Origin of the sequence: Pseudomonas sp. 22490, from assembly GCF_052044465.1 — a bacterium.
Taxonomy (GTDB): domain Bacteria; phylum Pseudomonadota; class Gammaproteobacteria; order Pseudomonadales; family Pseudomonadaceae; genus Pseudomonas; species Pseudomonas aeruginosa.
Window position 1 is genome coordinate 201,675 of record NZ_JBQENS010000005.1, and the last position, 17,412, is coordinate 219,086.

Here is a 17,412-nt window from a genome sequence, read left to right on the forward strand (position 1 = left end):
GCCCACGAGGAGGACCCCATGCTCCATCCGTTGCTCCGACACCTGCCCCTGGCCCTGGCGCTATGCGCCGCCGGCGCGGCCCAGGCGAAGAACCTGGTGGTCTGCACCGAGGCCAGCCCGGAAGGCTTCGACATCGTCCAGTACACCGGCGCGGTGACCGCCGACGCCTCCGCGGAAACCGTGTTCAACCGCCTGCTCGCCTTCCGCCCCGGCACCACCGAGGTGATCCCGGGGCTGGCCGAGCGCTGGGACGTCAGCGCCGACGGACTGAGCTATACCTTCCACCTGCGCCCCGGCGTGAAATTCCATACCACCGACTACTTCAAGCCGACCCGGAGCCTGAATGCCGATGATGTGCTGTGGACCTTCCAGCGCGCCCTCGATCCGAAGCATCCCTGGCATGCCTCGGCGCTGCGCGGCTACGCCTACTTCGACGCGATGGGCATGGGCGAGCTGATCAAGTCGGTGGAAAAGGTCGACGAGCTCACCGTGCGCTTCGTCCTCAACCGTCCCGAAGCGCCGTTCCTGCGCGATATGGCGATGCCCTTCGCGTCCATCTATTCCGCCGAGTACGGCGACCAGTTGCTCGCCGCCGGCAAGCAGGGCCAGCTGAACAACCAGCCGATCGGCACCGGGCCGTTCGTCTTCAAGCGCTACGCCAAGGACGCCCAGGTCCGCTATACGGCGAACCCGGACTACTACGCCGGCAAGCCGCCGATCGACAACCTGGTGTTCGCCATTACCCTCGATCCCAACGTGCGCATGCAGAAGGTCCGTGCCGGCGAGTGCCAGGTCTCGCTGTACCCGAAACCGGAGGACGTGCCGCGCCTGAAGCAGGACCCGAACCTGGCGGTGGACGAGATCGATGCCCTGCTGACCACCTACATTGCCATCAACACCCAGCACAAGCCGCTCGACGACCCGCGCGTGCGCCAGGCGATCAACCTCGCGCTGGACAAGAAGGCCATGCTCGACGCGGTGTTCGGCCCCGGCGCGGCCAGTCCGGCGGTCGGTCCCTATCCCCCGACCCTGCTCGGCTACAACCATTCGATCCAGGACTGGCCGCACGATCCCGAACGCGCCAGGGCGCTGCTCAAGGAAGCCGGCGCGGAAAATCTCAGGATCACCCTGTTCATTCGCAACGGCACCTCGCCTACCATCCCCAACCCCGCCCTGGCGGCACAGATGCTGCAGGCAGACCTGGCCAAGGCCGGCATCCAGCTGACCATCCGTTCCCTGGAATGGGGCGAGCTGCTCAAGCGTTCGAAGGCCGGCGAGCACGACCTGTCGCTGCTTGGCTGGGCCGGCGACAACGGCGACCCGGACAACTTCCTCAGCCCGAACCTGAGCTGCGCCGCCGCCGAGTCGGGTGAAAACCAGGCGCGCTGGTGCGACAAGGACTTCGAGGCGCTGATGCGCAAGGCCCGCGAGGTGAGCGATCCGGCCGAGCGGGCGAAACTGTACGAGCAGGCCCAGGTGGTATTCCACGAACAGGCCCCATGGATACCGCTGGCCTACCCGAAGCTGTTCAACGTCCGGCGGAACACGGTGCAGGGCTACGTGATCAATCCGTTGAGCAACAACAACTTCGCCACCACCTCGGTGAAGCCGTAGAAGAACAAGGACCACAGCCCCGCCGCCAGCGGGGCGCACGGTCCGCGATGAGGAGTTACCCGCCAACATGCTTAGTTTCATTGCACGACGATTGGGGTTGCTGATCCCCACCTTCTTCGGCGTGACGCTGCTCACCTTCGCGCTGATCCGCCTGATTCCCGGCGACCCGGTGGAAGTGATGATGGGCGAACGTCGCGTCGATCCGCAGATGCATGCCGAGGCCCTGCACCGCCTGGGCCTGGACAAGCCGTTGTACCAGCAGTACCTGGACTACGTGGGCAACCTGGCACAGGGCAATCTCGGCGAATCGCTGACCACCCGCGAAGGCGTCTGGCACGAATTCCTCACCCTGTTCCCGGCGACCCTGGAACTGTCCCTGGCCGCCATGCTCTTCGCCGGCACCTTCGGCCTGCTGGCCGGGGTGATCGCCGCCCTGAAACGCGGTTCGCTGTTCGACCACGGGGTGATGACGGTGTCCCTCGCCGGCTATTCGATGCCGATCTTCTGGTGGGGCCTGATCCTGATCATGCTGTTCTCCGTGTCGCTGGGCTGGACGCCGGTGTCCGGCCGTCTCGACCTGCTCTACGACATCGAGCCGAAGACCGGCTTCATGCTGATCGACACCCTGCTTTCCGACGAACAGGGCTCGTTCCTCGATGCCGTGCGCCACCTGATCCTGCCGGCCATCGTGCTGGGCACCATCCCGCTGGCGGTGATTGCCCGCATGACCCGCTCGGCGATGCTCGAGGTGCTGCGCGAAGACTATGTGCGCACCGCCCGCGCCAAGGGCCTGTCGCCGGCCCGGGTGGTCTTCGTGCACGCCCTGCGCAACGCGCTGATTCCGGTGCTGACGGTATTCGGCCTGCAGGTCGGCACGCTGCTCGCCGGCGCGGTGCTGACCGAAACCATCTTCTCCTGGCCGGGCATCGGCAAGTGGCTGATCGACGCCATCAGCCGTCGCGACTACCCGGTGGTGCAGAACGGCATCCTGCTGGTCGCCACCCTGGTCATCCTGGTCAATTTCGTCGTGGACATCCTCTACGGCCTGGCCAACCCGCGCATTCGCCACCAACGCTGAGGAGCCAGCCGATGAACGCCATGCACAACGCTCCCGCCAGCGACCCGAGCCTCGTCTACCCGTCCCCGCTGAAGGAATTCTGGCAGGCCTTCGCGCACAACAAGGGCGCCCTCGGCGGCCTGCTGTTCATGCTGCTGATCGTGTTCTGCGCGCTGTTCGCCCCCTGGGTCGCCCCCTACGATCCGAGCGAGCAGTTCCGGGACTTCCTGCTGACCCCGCCATCCTGGCTGGAAGGCGGCCAGGCGCGCTTCCTGCTCGGCACCGACGAGCTGGGCCGCGACCTGCTCTCGCGGCTGATCCACGGCGCCCGCCTGTCGCTGCTGATCGGCCTGTCCTCGGTGGTGATCTCGCTGATCCCCGGCATCCTCCTCGGCCTGCTCGCCGGCTTCTCGCCGAACCGTGCCGGGCCGCTGATCATGCGCCTGATGGACATCATGCTGGCGCTGCCGTCGCTGCTGCTGGCGGTGGCCATCGTGGCGATCCTCGGCCCGGGCCTGATCAACACCGTGATCGCCATCGCCATCGTCTCGCTGCCGGCCTACGTACGCCTGACCCGCGCCGCGGTGATGACCGAGCTAAACCGCGACTACGTCACCGCCTCGCGCCTGGCCGGCGCCGGCACCCTGCGACTGATGTTCGTCTGCGTGCTGCCGAACTGCATGGCGCCGCTGATCGTCCAGGCCACCCTGAGCTTCTCTTCGGCGATCCTCGACGCCGCCGCCCTCGGCTTCCTCGGCCTCGGCGTGCAACCGCCGACCCCCGAGTGGGGCACCATGCTCGCCTCCGCCCGCGACTACATCGAGCGCGCCTGGTGGGTGGTCAGCCTGCCCGGCTTGACCATCCTGCTCAGCGTACTGGCGATCAACCTGATGGGCGATGGCCTGCGCGACGCCCTCGATCCGAAACTGAAGAACGCGGCATGAGGAGCACAACCATGAACAGCGCATCCGTATCCGCGCCACAGGAGACCGCCGCATGAGCCTCCTCGATATCAAGAACCTCAGCGTACGCTTCGGCGACACCACCGCCGTGCCCGTGGTCGACGGCCTCGACCTGAGCGTCGACAAGGGCGAGGTGCTGGCCATCGTCGGCGAGTCCGGCTCCGGCAAGTCGGTGACCATGATGGCCCTGATGGGCCTGATCGACGCCCCCGGCTGGGTATCCGCCGATCACCTGCGCTTCGACGGCCACGACATGCTCACCCTCAAGGGCCGCCAGCGCCGGCGCATCGTCGGCAAGGACATGGCGATGGTCTTCCAGGACCCGATGACCGCCCTCAACCCCAGCTACACCGTCGGCTACCAGATCGAGGAAGTCCTCCGCCTGCATCTCGGCCTGCGCGGCAAGGCCCTGCGCCAGCGCGCCCTGGAACTGCTCGAACGGGTCGAGATCCCGGCCGCCGCCAGCCGTCTCGACGCCTACCCGCACCAGCTCTCCGGCGGCATGAGCCAGCGCGTGGCGATCGCCATGGCTATCGCCGCCGAGCCCAAGCTGCTGATCGCCGACGAGCCGACCACCGCCCTCGACGTGACCATCCAGGCGCAGATCATGGAGCTGCTGCTGAACCTGCAGCGCGACCAGGACATGGCGCTGATCCTGATCACCCACGATCTCGCCGTGGTCGCCGAGACCGCCCAGCGCGTCTGCGTGATGTACGCCGGCGAAGCGGTGGAGATCGGCGGCGTGCCGGCGCTGTTCGACCGCCCGACCCATCCCTACACCGAGGCGCTGATCAAGGCGATCCCCGAGCACTGTGCCGGCGAAGCCCGCCTGGCCACCCTGCCCGGCATCGTTCCGGGGCGCTACGACCGCCCGCGCGGTTGCCTGCTGTCGCCACGCTGCCCCTATGCCCAGGAGCATTGCCGCCAGGAGCGGCCGGCCCTGGAGGCACACGAGCGCGGCGCGGTGCGCTGCTTCTATCCGTTGAACCTGCTGAACGAGGTGGCCTGATGGAAACCGTTCTGACCGCCCGTGATCTGACCCGTCACTACGAAGTCTCCCGCGGCCTGTTCAAGGGCCATGCCCAGGTGCGCGCGCTGAATGGCGTATCGTTCGAACTGGAAGCCGGCAAGACCCTCGCCGTGGTCGGCGAGTCCGGCTGCGGCAAGTCGACCCTGGCGCGCGCCCTGACCCTGATCGAGGAACCCACCTCCGGCTCGCTGAAAATCGCCGGGCAGGAGGTCAAGGGCGCCAGCAAGGACCAGCGCCGGCAGTTGCGCCGCGACGTGCAGATGGTCTTCCAGAACCCCTACGCCTCGCTCAATCCGCGACAGAAGATCGGCGACCAGTTGGCCGAGCCGCTGCTGATCAACACCGCGCTGTCGCGCGAGGAACGCCGCGAAAAGGTCCAGCAGATGATGCGCCAGGTCGGCCTGCGGCCGGAGCATTACCAGCGCTACCCGCACATGTTCTCCGGCGGCCAGCGCCAGCGCATCGCCCTGGCCCGGGCGATGATGCTGCAACCCAAGGTGCTGGTGGCGGACGAGCCGACCTCGGCCCTCGACGTGTCGATCCAGGCCCAGGTACTGAACCTGTTCATGGACCTGCAGCAACAGTTCCGCACCGCCTACGTGTTCATCTCGCACAACCTGGCGGTGGTCCGCCACGTCGCCGACGACGTCCTGGTGATGTACCTCGGCCGACCGGCGGAGATGGGGCCGGCGGACAAGCTCTACGAGAACCCGCTGCATCCCTATACCCGTGCGCTGCTCTCGGCGACCCCGGCGATCCACCCGGACCCGACGAAGCCGAAGATCCGCATCCAGGGCGAACTGCCGAACCCGCTGAACCCGCCGGAGGGTTGCGCCTTCCACAAGCGCTGCCCCTACGCCACCGAGCGCTGCCGCAGCGAGGTTCCCGAGCTGCGCCTGCTCGACCAGCGCCAGGTGGCCTGCCACCACGCCGAGCAATTCCTCGGCTGAGCGCCACGGGGCGCTCGCCGCCCCGCAGCCCTTCAGAGCTGGCGCAGCAGCGCCAGCCTTACCCCGAACCCTATCAACAACCCACCGAAGCCCCACTGCTGCAGGCGCTGTGCCCGCGGCCGGGACGCCAGCCAGCGGCCCAGGCGGCCACCGGCCAGCGCATAGGCGCAGTCGAAGGCCAGGCCAACCAGAACCAGGACCGTACCGAGCGCGGCGAACTGGACGGCCAGCGAACCGGCCCCGGGACTGACGAACTGCGGCAGCAGCACCGAACAGAACAGCAGGGCCTTGGGGTTCAGCAGGTTGGTCAGGAGTCCGCGCAGCAAGGCCCGGCGGTCGGCGTGAGGGACCACCGGCGCGGAACCCGCGTCGCTGGTCGGCAAGGCCAGTCCGCCACCGCGCAGCATCTGCAGGCCAAGCCAGGCGAGGTAGGCGGCGCCAAGCAAGCGCACCAGGTCGAAGGTCCAGGGAGCGGTACGGAACAGCAGCGCCAGTCCAGTCGCGGCCATCAGCACATGGCAGGCCCGAGCCAGCGCCAGGCCGAGGGCGGTGACCAGCGCCGCGCGACGGCCCTGGCGGGCGCCGGTCTGGAACAGCAGGAGCATGTCTGGTCCGGGCACCAGGTAAACCACCGCCAGGGCAATCAGGAAAGCGCTCGTGTCCATCGTATCGGCTCCAGGAAGGTGACCCGGATAACGATTCTATGCCCGCAAGGCAGGGCAGGTGCTTGCGTTTTCCACCAGCCTATCCATTCTATTTGGCAGTAAATTCCACTCTCTGGAGACTATCCATCCGGATATGCCAAGATGAAACTCGACGCCTATGACCACCGCATCCTCGCCGCCCTCCAGCGCGACGGCCGCCTGAGCAACGTCCAGTTGGCCGAGGAGATCGGCCTCTCCCCGTCCCCCTGCCTGCGCCGCGTGCGCCTGCTGGAAGAGGCCGGGGTGATTCGCGGCTACCAGGCCAGCATCGACCGCGACGAGGTCGGCCTCGGCCTCACGGTGTTCGTCGGGATCAAGGTGGAACGCCACCGCCAGGAGCAGGCCGAGGCCTTCCACCGTGCGGTGGTCGACCTGCCGGAGGTGATCTCGGTGCACCTCGTCTCCGGCGAGTCGGACTTCCTCCTGCAAGTGGTGGTCCCCGACCTGCGCGCCTACGAACGCCTGCTCAGCGAGACCCTGCTGCGCCTGCCCGGGGTCAGCGACATTCGCAGCAACTTCGCGATCAAGACGGTCAAGGCGCCCTCGCCGCTGCCGCTCGGCCACCTGGCCGGCTGAGCGCTCAGCCGCGGAAGAAGCGGTAGAAGCGCAGCAGATCGGCCTGCTGCGTCGCCAGGTCGCTCTCGACGAAGGTTACCTCGCTATGCGCGGGGCTTTGCGCCAGGCGCGAGAGGTCCAGTGGATGGACGAAGCCCAGCAGCGGATAGCCGCCCATGCTCTGGCGGTCGGCCATCAGCACGATGGGTTGGCCATCGGGCGGAACCTGGATAGCGCCCTCCACCACGCCCTGCGACCAGGCGCGCGGCGCCCCGCGCAGTGGCTTGCCGGCCAGGCGGACACCCATGCGATCGGACCGCGGGCTGATTCGCCAGGCGCTGGCGAAGAAGGCTTGCCGGCTGGCTGCGTCGAAGGCCGCCGCATCGCCGCCGAGCAGCACGCGCAAGGGCCGCTGCTGCCGGTAGTCCGGCTGGAAACACCAGGGCACGCTGGCATCCCACGGACACGCCGCTCCCGCTTCGGCACACGGCAGGCAATCGCCCTCCGCCAGGATCCGGCCATCGCCCTGTAAACCGCCGAGCCCGTCGCGAACCTGGCAGGCGACGCTGCCCAGTACCGGCCTCGCCCGGAAACCGCCGGCGCAGGCCAGGTAGGCACGCTGCCCGGCCTCGGCGAAGCCCAGTTCGATGCGTTGCCCGCGGCGGACCCGGAAGCGACTCCAGGGCAGGCATTCGCGACCGTCCACCGTCAGCGCCAGGCGCGCTCCGGTCAACGCCAGCCAGGTCGCCTCCACCCTGCACTCCAGCACCAAGCCGCCGAAAGCGATTTCCAGCAATGGCGTCCCCCAGGGATTACCGAGCAGACGATTGGCCCAGGCTGCCGCCTGGCGGTCCAGAGGGCCGCCCGGGGATACGCCGAGGTGCTGCCAGCCGCGCCGGCCGTCGTCCTGCAGCAGGCTCTGCGGACCCGCCTTGACGACCCGCAAACCATTCATTCGCGCCCGCCCAGGTCGAGGAAAGCCTCGCGCCCGATGGCGACGAAGCGCACCCGGTCGCCCAGCGCCAGTGGGCACGGAGGAGTGGCGGCCGGATCGAAGGGACGCCACGGACTGCGTCCCAGCAGGTGCCAGCCGCCGGGCGAGGCCTGCGGATAGATCGCCGTCTGCGCCTCGGCAATGGCCAGGCTGCCGGCCGGTACGCGCGCCCGCGGGGTGGCCCGCCGCGGCAGGACCAGGCGCGGATCGAGGCCGCCGAGGTAGGCGAATCCCGGAGCGAAACCGATCGCGCCGACCCGGTATTCGGCCGCGCTGTGCAGTTCGATCACCCCTTCGCCAGTCAATCCGCAGGCAACCGCTACCGTCGCGAGGTCCTCGCCGGCGTACCAGACGGGAATCTCGTGCAGGCGCCCGGCATCCTCGGCGGGGCGCCAGGCGTGCCACTCCGCCAGCAGCGGACCCAGGCGTTCTTCCAGTACCTGCGGGGCGATGCGGTAGGGGTCGTAATGCAGCATCAGGGTGGTCCAGCCCGGCACCAGATCCCTGACGCCTTCGCCGAGCCCCCCGCGCAGACGTCTGGCCAGCTCGGCCAGGCGCACAGACAGGTCCACTTCGGGCTCTTCGGCGAGCGTCAGCAGCAGGGCTTCGGCACCAGCGGGTTCGATGCGGATCACAGGCTGTCCAGGGCCGCGCGCAGGCGCCGGAGGACCGCCAGCGACTGCGGGTTGTCGCCATGCACGCAAAGACTGTCGGCGGTCAGGCGCAGCGGGTTGCCGTCGTAGTCGGGGAAGGCTTCGCCGCGGGCGATGGCCAGGGCCTGTTCGATGATCCGCTGCGGATCGTGATGCACCGCGCCGCCAAGCCGCCGCGGCGCCAGCCGACCGTCCGGCAGGTAGGCGCGATCGGCGAAGGCCTCGAACAGCAGCGGCACGTCGGCCTCGTCGGCCAGTTCCAGCTCGCGGCCGTTGTCGGCCAGGGCCAGCACCATCAGCGGCAGGCCCTTGCGATAGGCGGCGCAGGCGTCGAGCACGGCGCGCAGCAGCTCATCGTCGCCGACCAGGTCGTTGTACAGCGCGCCATGCGGCTTGACGTAGGCCACCTGGGTACCGAGGGAACGGCAGAAAGCGTCCAGCGCGCCGATCTGGTACAGCACCATGGCATGCACCTCTTCGGCAGAGCAGGCCAGCGAGCGCCGGCCGAAGCCGCTCAGGTCAGGATAGGCCGGGTGCGCGCCGATGCTCACGCCATGGCGTACCGCCAGCTCCACCGCGCGCCGCATGGTGAGCGGGTCGCCAGCGTGGAAGCCGCAAGCCAGGTTGGCCTGGTCAACCAGCGGCATGCTGTGGACATCGTCGCCCATGCGCCAGGCGCCAAAGCTTTCGCCCATGTCGCAGTTGAGCAGGATACGCCGGCCGGTGTCGTTCATTGTGCGTTCCTTTCGAGGCCAGGATTACGGAAAAATGAGCGCAGTGCTGGCGAATTAGCGTCAGGTAGCATACTCAGGCACTGAGAACAGGAGTAAATTCTCCTCTTTTGCACCGACGACCTTGCATTCATGAAAGTTCTCATCCTGGCGGCCTATGCGCTGAGCATCCTCTATGTCCATTTCCGCGGCCGGGTACGCCACAAGCTGTCGCGCCAATTGAGCGACCACTCCAGCTTCCTCGCTCCGATCAACTGCCTGATGTACCTGTTCTCGAAGGTACCGAACCGCCCTTACCTGGCACCGCAGACCTTCCCCGAACTGCAGGTTCTGGTCGACAACTGGCAAGCCATCCGCAGCGAGGCGCTGCACCTGCACGACGCCGGCAACATCAAGCGTTCCGAACAGTACGACGATATCGGTTTCAACTCGTTCTTCAAGAGCGGCTGGAAGCGCTTCTACCTGAAATGGTACGACGAGGCCCATCCCTCCGCCGGACAACTCTGCCCGCAGACCACCGCCCTGTTGCGGCAGATTCCCTCGGTCAAGGCGGCGATGTTCGCCGAACTGCCGCCGGGCTCGAAGCTGGTGCGACACCGCGATCCCTACGCAGGCTCGCTGCGCTTCCACCTGGGACTGTTCACCCCCAACGACCCGGCCTGCTTCATCGAGGTGGACGGCGAGCGCTACCACTGGCGCGACGGCGAGGCGGTGGTGTTCGATGAAACCTTCATCCACTACGCGGAAAACGCCACCGAACACAACCGCATCATTCTCTTCTGCGACATCGAGCGGCCGCTGACCCAGGGCTGGGCCACCGCCTTCAACCGCTGGTTCAGCCGCAACGTGATGGCTGCCGCGGCCGCCCCGAACAACGCAGGCGACCGGACCGGCGGACTCAATCGGATCTTCGACAGCCTCTACAAGATCCGCCTGCAGGGCAAACGTTTGAAGAAGCGCAACCGCAAGCTCTACTACCTACAGAAATGGGGCTTCTTCGCCCTGGTACTGGCTTTCATCCTGTGGATCTGAGGCCCGGCGACGCAAGGCCCCGATAGCTCCGTGGGGTACATGACACCAACGGCGTCATCCGCCGATACCTCGCCGAAATGGCGGATAACCGCTCTGCGGTTATTCGCCCTACGCCACGGACAACGCGAAGTCCCGATAGCTCCGTAGGGCGCATGACGCCAACGGCGTCATCCGCCGACACCCAGCCGAAATGGCGGATAACCGCTCTGCGGTTATTCGCCCTACACCCCGCAAAGCCCGGCAGTCCCAGCAGTTGGCAACGAAAAGGCTCCCTTGGGAGCCTTTTTCATTCATCCGTTCAGTACACGTCGCGTCGGTAACGTCCTTCGTCGGCCAGGCGTTGCAAGGCCTCCTCACCGAGCACTTCGCGCAGCACCCGGTCGACACCGCCGGCCATGCCCTGCAGGCTGCCGCAGACGTACAAGGCCGCGCCCTCGTCGATCCAGCGCCGCAGTTCATCCGCCGCTTCATGCAGGCGGTCCTGGACATAGATCTTCTCCGCCTGGTCGCGGGAGAAGGCCAGGTCCAGGCGTTGCAGCTCGCCCCTGGCCAGGGCTTGCTCCAGCTCCGCACGACAGTAGTAGTCGTGGGCGAAATTGCGTTCGCCGAACAGCAGCCAGTTGCGCTTGCGCCCGGCGGCAATGCTGGCGCGCAACAGGCTGCGCAGGCCGGCGAGCCCGGTGCCGTTGCCGATGAGAATCAGCGGCACGTCATCCTCCGGCAGGTGGAAGCCCGCGTTGCGGCGCAGGCGCAGGGTCAGCGCGGCGCCGAGCGGCAGGTACTCGGTGAGCCAGCCGGAGCAGATGCCCAGGCTGCCGTCGGCATGCTGCTCCTGGCGGACGATCAGTTGCAGATCGCCATCGCTCTGCAGCGACGCGATGGAGTACTGGCGCACGGAAAGCGGAATCAGCGCATCCAGCAGCGCCTGCGGGTGCAAGCCGACCAGGTGTTCGAAAGAGTCCGGCAGCAGGCGCCCAGCCAGGGCCTGCTCCAGGCTCTGCTCGACGCCCTCGACCGCCACCCGCGCCTGGCCGTCCAGGTTATGCCGCTGCAGCCATTCGCGGATACGCACGGGCGCCTGGTGCGGGACGATCTCCAGCAGATCGCCGGCGCGCCATTGGATGGCGCTGTCGGTCGGCGCACGCAGGTCCAGCAGCCAGGTCGACTCGCCCTGGCTGCCAGGATTCAGGCACTCCCGCCGCGCCAGCGACCAGACCTCGAAGGCCGGCGCTTCCCAGGCCGCCGGGGCGGCACCGCCGGTCACCTCGGCCAGGCTTTCCTGCCATTGGCGCAGGGCCGCGGCGTCGCCATCATCGACCTCCACCGGGGCGAACAGGCTCCGCGCGCCCTGCCCCTGCAACCAGCCCTGCATGCGCCGGGCGAAGCCGCAGAACTGCTCGTACTGGCGATCTCCCAAGGCCAGCAGGGCGTAGCTCAGGCCATCGAGGCTGGCGGCCTGGCCAAGCACCTTGCGTTCGAAGCCGCGGGCGCTGTCCGGCGCCTCACCGTCGCCGAAGGTGCTGACCACGAACAGCGCCTTGCGCGCCTCGGCGAGTTGCCCGGCATCCAGGCGCGCCAGCGATTCGACCCGCACCGGCAACCCGGCCGCCTGCAACTGGCCGGCGCTCTGCCAGGCCAGTTGCTCGGCAAAACCGCTCTGGCTGGCGTAGCCGATCAACCAGGGCTCGCCGCTGGCGCCGGCGCTGCCGCCCAGGTCGGCGCGGCTCGCCCGTACCGCGCGTTTCTTGCGCCGGCGGTCGAGGTAGAGCAGCCAGCCGGTGATGAAGAACAGCGGCATCGCCAGGCTGGCGAGCATCATCAGGAGGCGTCCGGCCATGCCGAAATAGCTGCCTACGTGCAATGCATAGACGCTGGCCAGCAACTGGCTGCCGAAAGAACGGTCGCTATAGCGCTGGTCGCTTTTCACCTGGCCGTTGGCCGGGTCCAGGGTCAGGGTGTTGAAGGCACGCTCGTGCGGCGCGTCGGTCAGGCGATAGAACACTGTCGCCGGCTGGCCGCCCGCCGGCGGCAGGCGCAGGTTGTAGGCCTGCAAGCGGTCGCCGCCGGCCTGGCGGATGCTGTTCCATACCGCCGCGTAGTCGACCACCAGCGGAGCCGCATCGGCCGGGCGCTCGCCACGTCCGCCCGGCTTGCCGCGCTGCGCCTGCTGGCCGGCGGGCGCGTCGTCGAGCAGTTTGAACAGGCCGTTGCGGTACCACTCGTAGGACCAGTACAGGCCGGTCAGCGCAGCCAGCAGGTAGAGCGCCAGGCACCAGGTGCCGGCCACGGCATGCAGGTCCCAGTTGAAACTGCGCCCCTTGCGCGACCAGTCGAGGGTCAGCCAGGCGCGCCAGTCGAAAACCTTGCGCGGCCAGCGCAGGTAGAGACCGGACAGGCAGAAGAAGATCAGGATCAGGGTGCAGGCGGCGGTGACCTGCTTGCCGTACTCGCCCATGGCGAGGAACCGGTGCAGTTGCATCATCAGGTTGAAGAAACCCTCGCCGCGTGGCTCGCCGACGAAAGCCCCGGTGTAGGGATCGATCCAGCGCGACTCGCCGCGGCGCTGCCCCGGCGGCGGGGTATAGAAGATCCGCCCGGCCTTGTCGCTGTCCATCTCGACCCAGACGAAGGCCACTTTCCGCCCCGGCTCGGCGCCTTCGATACGGCGCACCAGTTCGTCCAGCGGCAGCACACCCTCGGGGCGCTTCTGCACCACCAGCACGTCAGGGTTGAGCGCGCGCATCAGCTCGTCCTGGAACGACAGGGTCGCTCCGGTGACGCCCATCAGCGCCAGCACCAGGCCGGCGCTGATACCGAAGAACCAATGCAACTGGAACCAGACTTTCTTCACAGGATCACCTTCACGGCCGCCGCGCGGCAACAACGGGACTACGCCGACGCCAAGCGCCGGCCAGACGACACGAGGACGTCGGCGGGCAATTCTATTTGATAATCAGTTGCGATAAAGCCGAATTAACGTTCTTTACGCTCTATTTACCCACCTGGATGCGGGAAAGCCCCATCCCGCAGGGGGAATGGGGCTTTCGTGGGGAGCGAGAGCGGCAGTCAGAAGTGGAAGTTCACCCCGAGCAATGCCGTGCGGCCCGGAGCGACGTGGGCCATGTGCGTGCTGTAGACCTGGTCGAAGTAGCGCTTGTCGGTCAGGTTCTGCACGTTCAGTTGCAGGTCGACGTTCTTGCTCACCTTGTAGCTGGCCATGGCGTCATAGCGCCAGTAGGACGGGATATAGGTAGAGTTCGCAGTGTTGCCGTACTGCTTGTCCACATAGGTGGTACCACCGCCGATAGTGAAGTTCTGCAACAGATCGTAGGTGGTCCACAGAGTGAAGTTGTTCTGCGCGGTCTGCGGCATCTTATTGCCTTCGTCGCTCTTCACCGTCGACTTGCGGATTTCGCTGTCGAGGTAGGTGTAGCCGCCGAAGACCTTCCACTTCTCGGTCAGCTTGCCATTGAAGCCCAGCTCGACGCCCTGCACCCGCTGCTCGCCGTCCAGTACCTGAAGAGTGGAAACATCCGGCGAAGCGACCCGGGCATTGGTCTTGTCGGTGCGGAAAAGCGCGGCGTTCAGCGACAGAGCATCGTCGAAGAAGGCCCACTTGGTACCCAGTTCGAGGTTGCGGTTACGCTCCGGATCCAACCCGTTGTTGCCTACGCTGATGTCCGCCTGGCCCTCGCCGCCGGTCTCGCCGGTGGGGTTGCTCGAGGTCGACCAGGCCAGGTAGATGCTGCCGTTGGGCGCCGGTTTGTAGACCAGACCGGTCTGGTAGTTCCAGAAGTGGCTGTTGTTCTCGCGCTTGAAGTAGCCGGCGGGACCGTTGCGGCCAGCCGTCTGGTAGCCGCTGGACTTGGTATCGAAGTCGTCGTAGCGCAGGCCGAGATTCAGCTCCCATTGTTCGCTTAGCTTCAGGGTATCGAACACATAAGCCGCGCTGGTCTTGGTGTCGGTATCGGTATAGGCCAGGCCGTCGGTGATGCTGCCGGTCCAGTTGTCGCCCGGAGTCGGGCGATTCAGGCTGGTGCAGTCGCCACTGGCGAGCAATCGTGCATTGCAGGTGTTGCCGGCGCCGCCACCGGAAGTAATGGCGTACGGACGGTTGTGCACGTCCTCGTAGCTGAACTCCAGGCCGGTCACCAGGGTGTGCTTGATGAAGCCGGTTTCGAAGTTGGCCTTCAGGTCGGTCTGGTTGACCCAGCCCTTCGAGGTCGAATTGCGGCTTTTCGCCGAACGGTAGACGTAGCCGTTGGCAACGTTGCCACGGCTGTCGTCGGGGTTGCTGACGATGTAGTCGAGCGTCGTGCGCACCAGGCGGGTGCTATTCGACAGGGTCAGGTTGTCGTTCAGGTCATGCTCGATGCGGAAGGTGCCGCTGTCGGTGGTGCTCTTGCGGTAGTCGCGGTCCTTCAGGCCATAGAAGTTATCGCGATCCACCGAGGCCGGCTTGCTCGGATTGGCTTTGCTGCGGTTGACGTTGGTCAGCGGCAGGCCGTAGTCCGGCATGTCATCGGTGCTGAGATGGTAATAGGACAGGGTGGCGCGGGTCGGCGTGTCGAAGCCGAAGGTAACGGTCGGAGCCACGCCCCAGCGGCTGACGCTGACTTCGTCGCGCCCTGCGACGTGGGCATCGTGCTTCATCAGGTTGAGGCGGAAGGCGGCGTTGTCGCCAATCATCCGGTTCACGTCGAGAGTAGTGCGGCGAGTCTGGTCTGAGCCCCAGGTGAAGCCGGCGTCGGTGAAGTTGTCCTGCTTGGCGGTCTTGCTGATCAGGTTCAGGCTGCCACCGGTGGAGCCGGCGCCGGTGTAGGCCGAGCCCGGGCCCTTGCTGACCTCGATCTGCTCGACGTTGAACACCTCGCGGGTTTGCGAGGCGACGTCGCGCATACCGTCGAGGAACGTATCGCTCTCGGCGTTGAAGCCACGGATGAATGGCCGGTCGCCTGCGGGGTTGCCGCCCTCGCCCGCGCCGAAGGTGATACCCGGGGTGGTGCGCAGTGCGTCGGCCAGGGTCAGGGCGCCAGTGTCCTTGATCACCTGCTGCGGGATCACGGTGACGGTCTTCGGCGTATCCAAGAGCGGCGCGGTGTACTTCTTCGACGCCGAGCGGTCGACGTTGTAGGTGGTTTCGTCCTGCTGCTCGCCGACGATGGTGGCCGCATCCAGCGACAGTACGCGGTCCTTGTCGGTCTTTTTCTGCCCGGCCTCGTCGGCGTGGGCTGCCTGCGGTGCGGCGATGGCGGTGATGGCCACACCGATGGCCGAAGCCAGCAGACGTTGCGAAGAAACGGCGGTATCCGTGGACTGACGCGACATTCGAAACCCCTCCCCGGGAGCTGTGAAGGTCGCGGAATTTATTGCAGATCAGAATTGTTATCAATTATTACGGATTCGCATTCGACAGGAATTTACATTCTTTACAATTTTCTCATTACATTTTTTCCCATCTCGCTCGTCTGGAACATTTGGCGGTTTTACATGGCCAATGCAAATCAATATCATTGGCAATCATTTCGCCTTCATGGACAGCGCCATGTTGCTGCATATTCCCGCCATCTTCACCGCCGAGGAAGTCTCCCGGATCCGCGCAGCCCTGGAGCAGGCGGAATGGGCCGACGGCAAGGCGACCGCCGGCTACCAATCGGCCAAGGCCAAGCACAACCTGCAACTGCCGCAGGACCACCCGCTGGCCCGGGAGATCGGCGAAGCCATGCTGCAGCGCCTGTGGAACCATCCCCTGTTCATGTCCGCCGCCCTGCCGCTCAAGGTCTTCCCGCCGCTGTTCAACTGCTATACCGGCGGGGGCTCGTTCGACTTCCACATCGACAACGCCGTGCGCGACATCCATGGCGGCCGCGAGCGGGTCCGTACCGACCTGTCCTCGACCCTCTTCTTCAGCGACCCGGAGGACTATGACGGCGGCGAACTGGTGATCCAGGACACCTACGGCCTGCAACAGGTGAAGCTGCCCGCCGGCGATCTGGTGCTCTACCCCGGCACCAGCCTGCACAAGGTCAATCCGGTCACCCGCGGCGCGCGCTACGCCTCGTTCTTCTGGACCCAGAGCCTGGTCCGCGAAGACAGCCAGCGCACCCTGCTATTCGAAATGGACCAGTCGATCCAGCGACTCACCCGTGACGTCCCCGACCATCCCTCGCTGATCCGCCTCACCGGTACCTACCACAATCTCCTGCGGCGCTGGTCGGAACTCTGAACATGCGCCACCTGCTGCTTCGTCACGACGCGCTGGACGCCGAAGGTTTCGCCGCACAACTGGCCGGTACCCCGGGCGAGGTTGCCCAGGCCATCCTTGGCGCTGCGCGCGAGGGCCTGACGGAAGCCCAGGCCCTGCTCGGACAGATCCTTCTGGACGGCCAAGGCATCCAGCGCGACCCGAGCCTGGCGCGGACCTGGTTCACGATCGCCGCCGAACGCGGCCACGCAATGGCGCGCAATATGCTCGCTCGCTGTCTTGAACATGGCTGGGGCGGCCCGGCGGATCCAGCCGCGGCAGCCGTCCACTATCGGATCGCCGCCCAGGCCGGCCTTGACTGGGCCCGCTACAACCTGGCCAATCTCCACGCCACCGGCCGCGGCGTGTCCCAGGACCAGCCGCGCGCCTATGCGCTGTATCGGCAAGCGGCCGAGCAGGGCCACGCGAAATCGATGAACCTGGTGGGGCGCTACCACGAAGAAGGCCTGGTGGTCGCTCGCGACCTGGCGCAAGCTGCGCACTGGTATCGACGTTCCGCCGAGGGCGGCGATTTTCGCGGCCAGTTCAGCCACGCCGCGATGCTCAGCGCCTCGGGCCGCCATGCCGAAGCCGAAACCTGGCTCCGGCGTGCCCTCGAAGGCGGCAACCTGAACTTCCTGCGCAGTGCCCGCCATGGCCTGGAGCAGTCGGCCCACCCGCCGTTCCGCAGCCTGGCGCTGGCCTACTACCGACGCGCGGCGCAGTTGGGCGACGACACCGATCGAGAGGCTCTGGAACAGGCGCTCGAACGTCACGGGTACGCACGACTGCCCGTCTGACGAACAACGCCCAACCCTTTGTTCACACCCACATAACACTTTTTTGACAAGCCTTTCCCTACCCTCGCCGCTTCATCGAGGCGAGC

At 66.7% G+C, this 17,412-nt stretch carries 15 protein-coding genes; 9 read left to right on the plus strand and 6 right to left on the minus strand.

What is annotated here, in order from left to right; genetic code table 11:
* Positions 1-18 precede the first annotated feature (18 nt).
* From ACTJJX_RS07820 to ACTJJX_RS07840, 5 genes are all read left to right on the plus strand, one after another.
* A complete protein-coding gene (locus ACTJJX_RS07820; RefSeq protein ID WP_003094445.1) occupies positions 19-1,614 on the plus strand; it encodes an ABC transporter substrate-binding protein in 1,596 nt (531 codons plus the stop codon).
* Between the two features lie 67 nt (positions 1,615-1,681).
* The gene (locus tag ACTJJX_RS07825) at positions 1,682-2,692 is read left to right on the plus strand and encodes an ABC transporter permease subunit (protein WP_003105448.1); all 1,011 of its coding nucleotides are present in this window, start codon (positions 1,682-1,684) and stop codon (positions 2,690-2,692) included.
* A gap of 11 nt (positions 2,693-2,703) precedes the next feature.
* A complete protein-coding gene (locus tag ACTJJX_RS07830; RefSeq protein ID WP_003105451.1) occupies positions 2,704-3,615 on the plus strand; it encodes an ABC transporter permease subunit in 912 nt (303 codons plus the stop codon).
* 52 nt (positions 3,616-3,667) lie between these two features.
* A complete protein-coding gene (locus ACTJJX_RS07835) occupies positions 3,668-4,642 on the plus strand; it encodes an ABC transporter ATP-binding protein (RefSeq protein ID WP_003094451.1) in 975 nt (324 codons plus the stop codon).
* Positions 4,642-5,613, plus strand: coding sequence for a peptide ABC transporter ATP-binding protein (locus ACTJJX_RS07840; RefSeq protein WP_003094452.1), 972 nt, complete (start codon positions 4,642-4,644; stop codon positions 5,611-5,613). Before ACTJJX_RS07835 ends, ACTJJX_RS07840 begins: the two co-directional genes overlap by 1 nt.
* 32 nt (positions 5,614-5,645) lie before the next feature.
* Here ACTJJX_RS07840 and ACTJJX_RS07845 read toward each other — a convergent pair whose 3' ends face one another.
* Positions 5,646-6,278, minus strand: a complete 633-nt coding sequence (locus ACTJJX_RS07845) for a LysE family translocator (protein ID WP_003116235.1) — start codon at positions 6,276-6,278, stop codon at positions 5,646-5,648.
* Positions 6,279-6,419: 141 nt separating this feature from the next.
* Here ACTJJX_RS07845 and ACTJJX_RS07850 point away from each other — a divergent pair, with 141 nt between their 5' ends.
* Positions 6,420-6,893, plus strand: coding sequence for an Lrp/AsnC family transcriptional regulator (locus tag ACTJJX_RS07850; protein WP_003094456.1), 474 nt, complete (start codon positions 6,420-6,422; stop codon positions 6,891-6,893).
* Positions 6,894-6,897: 4 nt separating this feature from the next.
* Here ACTJJX_RS07850 and ACTJJX_RS07855 read toward each other — a convergent pair whose 3' ends face one another.
* The 3 genes from ACTJJX_RS07855 to ACTJJX_RS07865 are packed head-to-tail and all read right to left on the minus strand — an operon-like array spanning position 6,898 to position 9,253.
* On the minus strand, positions 6,898-7,827 hold the full coding sequence (locus ACTJJX_RS07855) for a biotin-dependent carboxyltransferase family protein (protein WP_016852115.1): 930 nt from the start codon (positions 7,825-7,827) through the stop codon (positions 6,898-6,900).
* Positions 7,824-8,501 (minus strand): 5-oxoprolinase subunit PxpB, encoded by a 678-nt coding sequence (gene pxpB / locus ACTJJX_RS07860; RefSeq protein ID WP_016852116.1) that lies wholly within the window; start codon positions 8,499-8,501, stop codon positions 7,824-7,826. Before pxpB ends, ACTJJX_RS07855 begins: the two co-directional genes overlap by 4 nt.
* Positions 8,498-9,253, minus strand: coding sequence for a 5-oxoprolinase subunit PxpA (locus ACTJJX_RS07865; protein WP_003112852.1), 756 nt, complete (start codon positions 9,251-9,253; stop codon positions 8,498-8,500). The genes pxpB and ACTJJX_RS07865 overlap by 4 nt, the downstream gene beginning before the upstream one ends.
* A gap of 129 nt (positions 9,254-9,382) precedes the next feature.
* Here ACTJJX_RS07865 and lpxO point away from each other — a divergent pair, with 129 nt between their 5' ends.
* On the plus strand, positions 9,383-10,282 hold the full coding sequence (gene lpxO / locus ACTJJX_RS07870; protein ID WP_003094463.1) for a lipid A hydroxylase LpxO: 900 nt from the start codon (positions 9,383-9,385) through the stop codon (positions 10,280-10,282).
* 298 nt (positions 10,283-10,580) lie between these two features.
* On the opposite strand, the gene ACTJJX_RS07875 is transcribed toward lpxO, so the two are convergent.
* Positions 10,581-13,133, minus strand: coding sequence for a PepSY domain-containing protein (locus ACTJJX_RS07875; RefSeq protein ID WP_003116240.1), 2,553 nt, complete (start codon positions 13,131-13,133; stop codon positions 10,581-10,583).
* A 215-nt stretch (positions 13,134-13,348) separates the two neighbouring features.
* Complete coding sequence (gene piuA / locus ACTJJX_RS07880; RefSeq protein ID WP_003116241.1) at positions 13,349-15,610, minus strand: TonB-dependent siderophore receptor PiuA; 2,262 nt, start codon at positions 15,608-15,610, stop codon at positions 13,349-13,351.
* Between the two features lie 217 nt (positions 15,611-15,827).
* On the opposite strand from piuA, the gene ACTJJX_RS07885 reads away from it, so the two are divergent.
* Positions 15,828-16,508: a Fe2+-dependent dioxygenase gene (locus ACTJJX_RS07885; RefSeq protein WP_003145945.1), complete on the plus strand. Its 681-nt coding sequence runs from the start codon at positions 15,828-15,830 to the stop codon at positions 16,506-16,508.
* 2 nt (positions 16,509-16,510) lie between these two features.
* A complete protein-coding gene (locus tag ACTJJX_RS07890) occupies positions 16,511-17,326 on the plus strand; it encodes a tetratricopeptide repeat protein (protein ID WP_016562335.1) in 816 nt (271 codons plus the stop codon).
* The last annotated feature ends 86 nt before the right edge of the window (positions 17,327-17,412 follow it).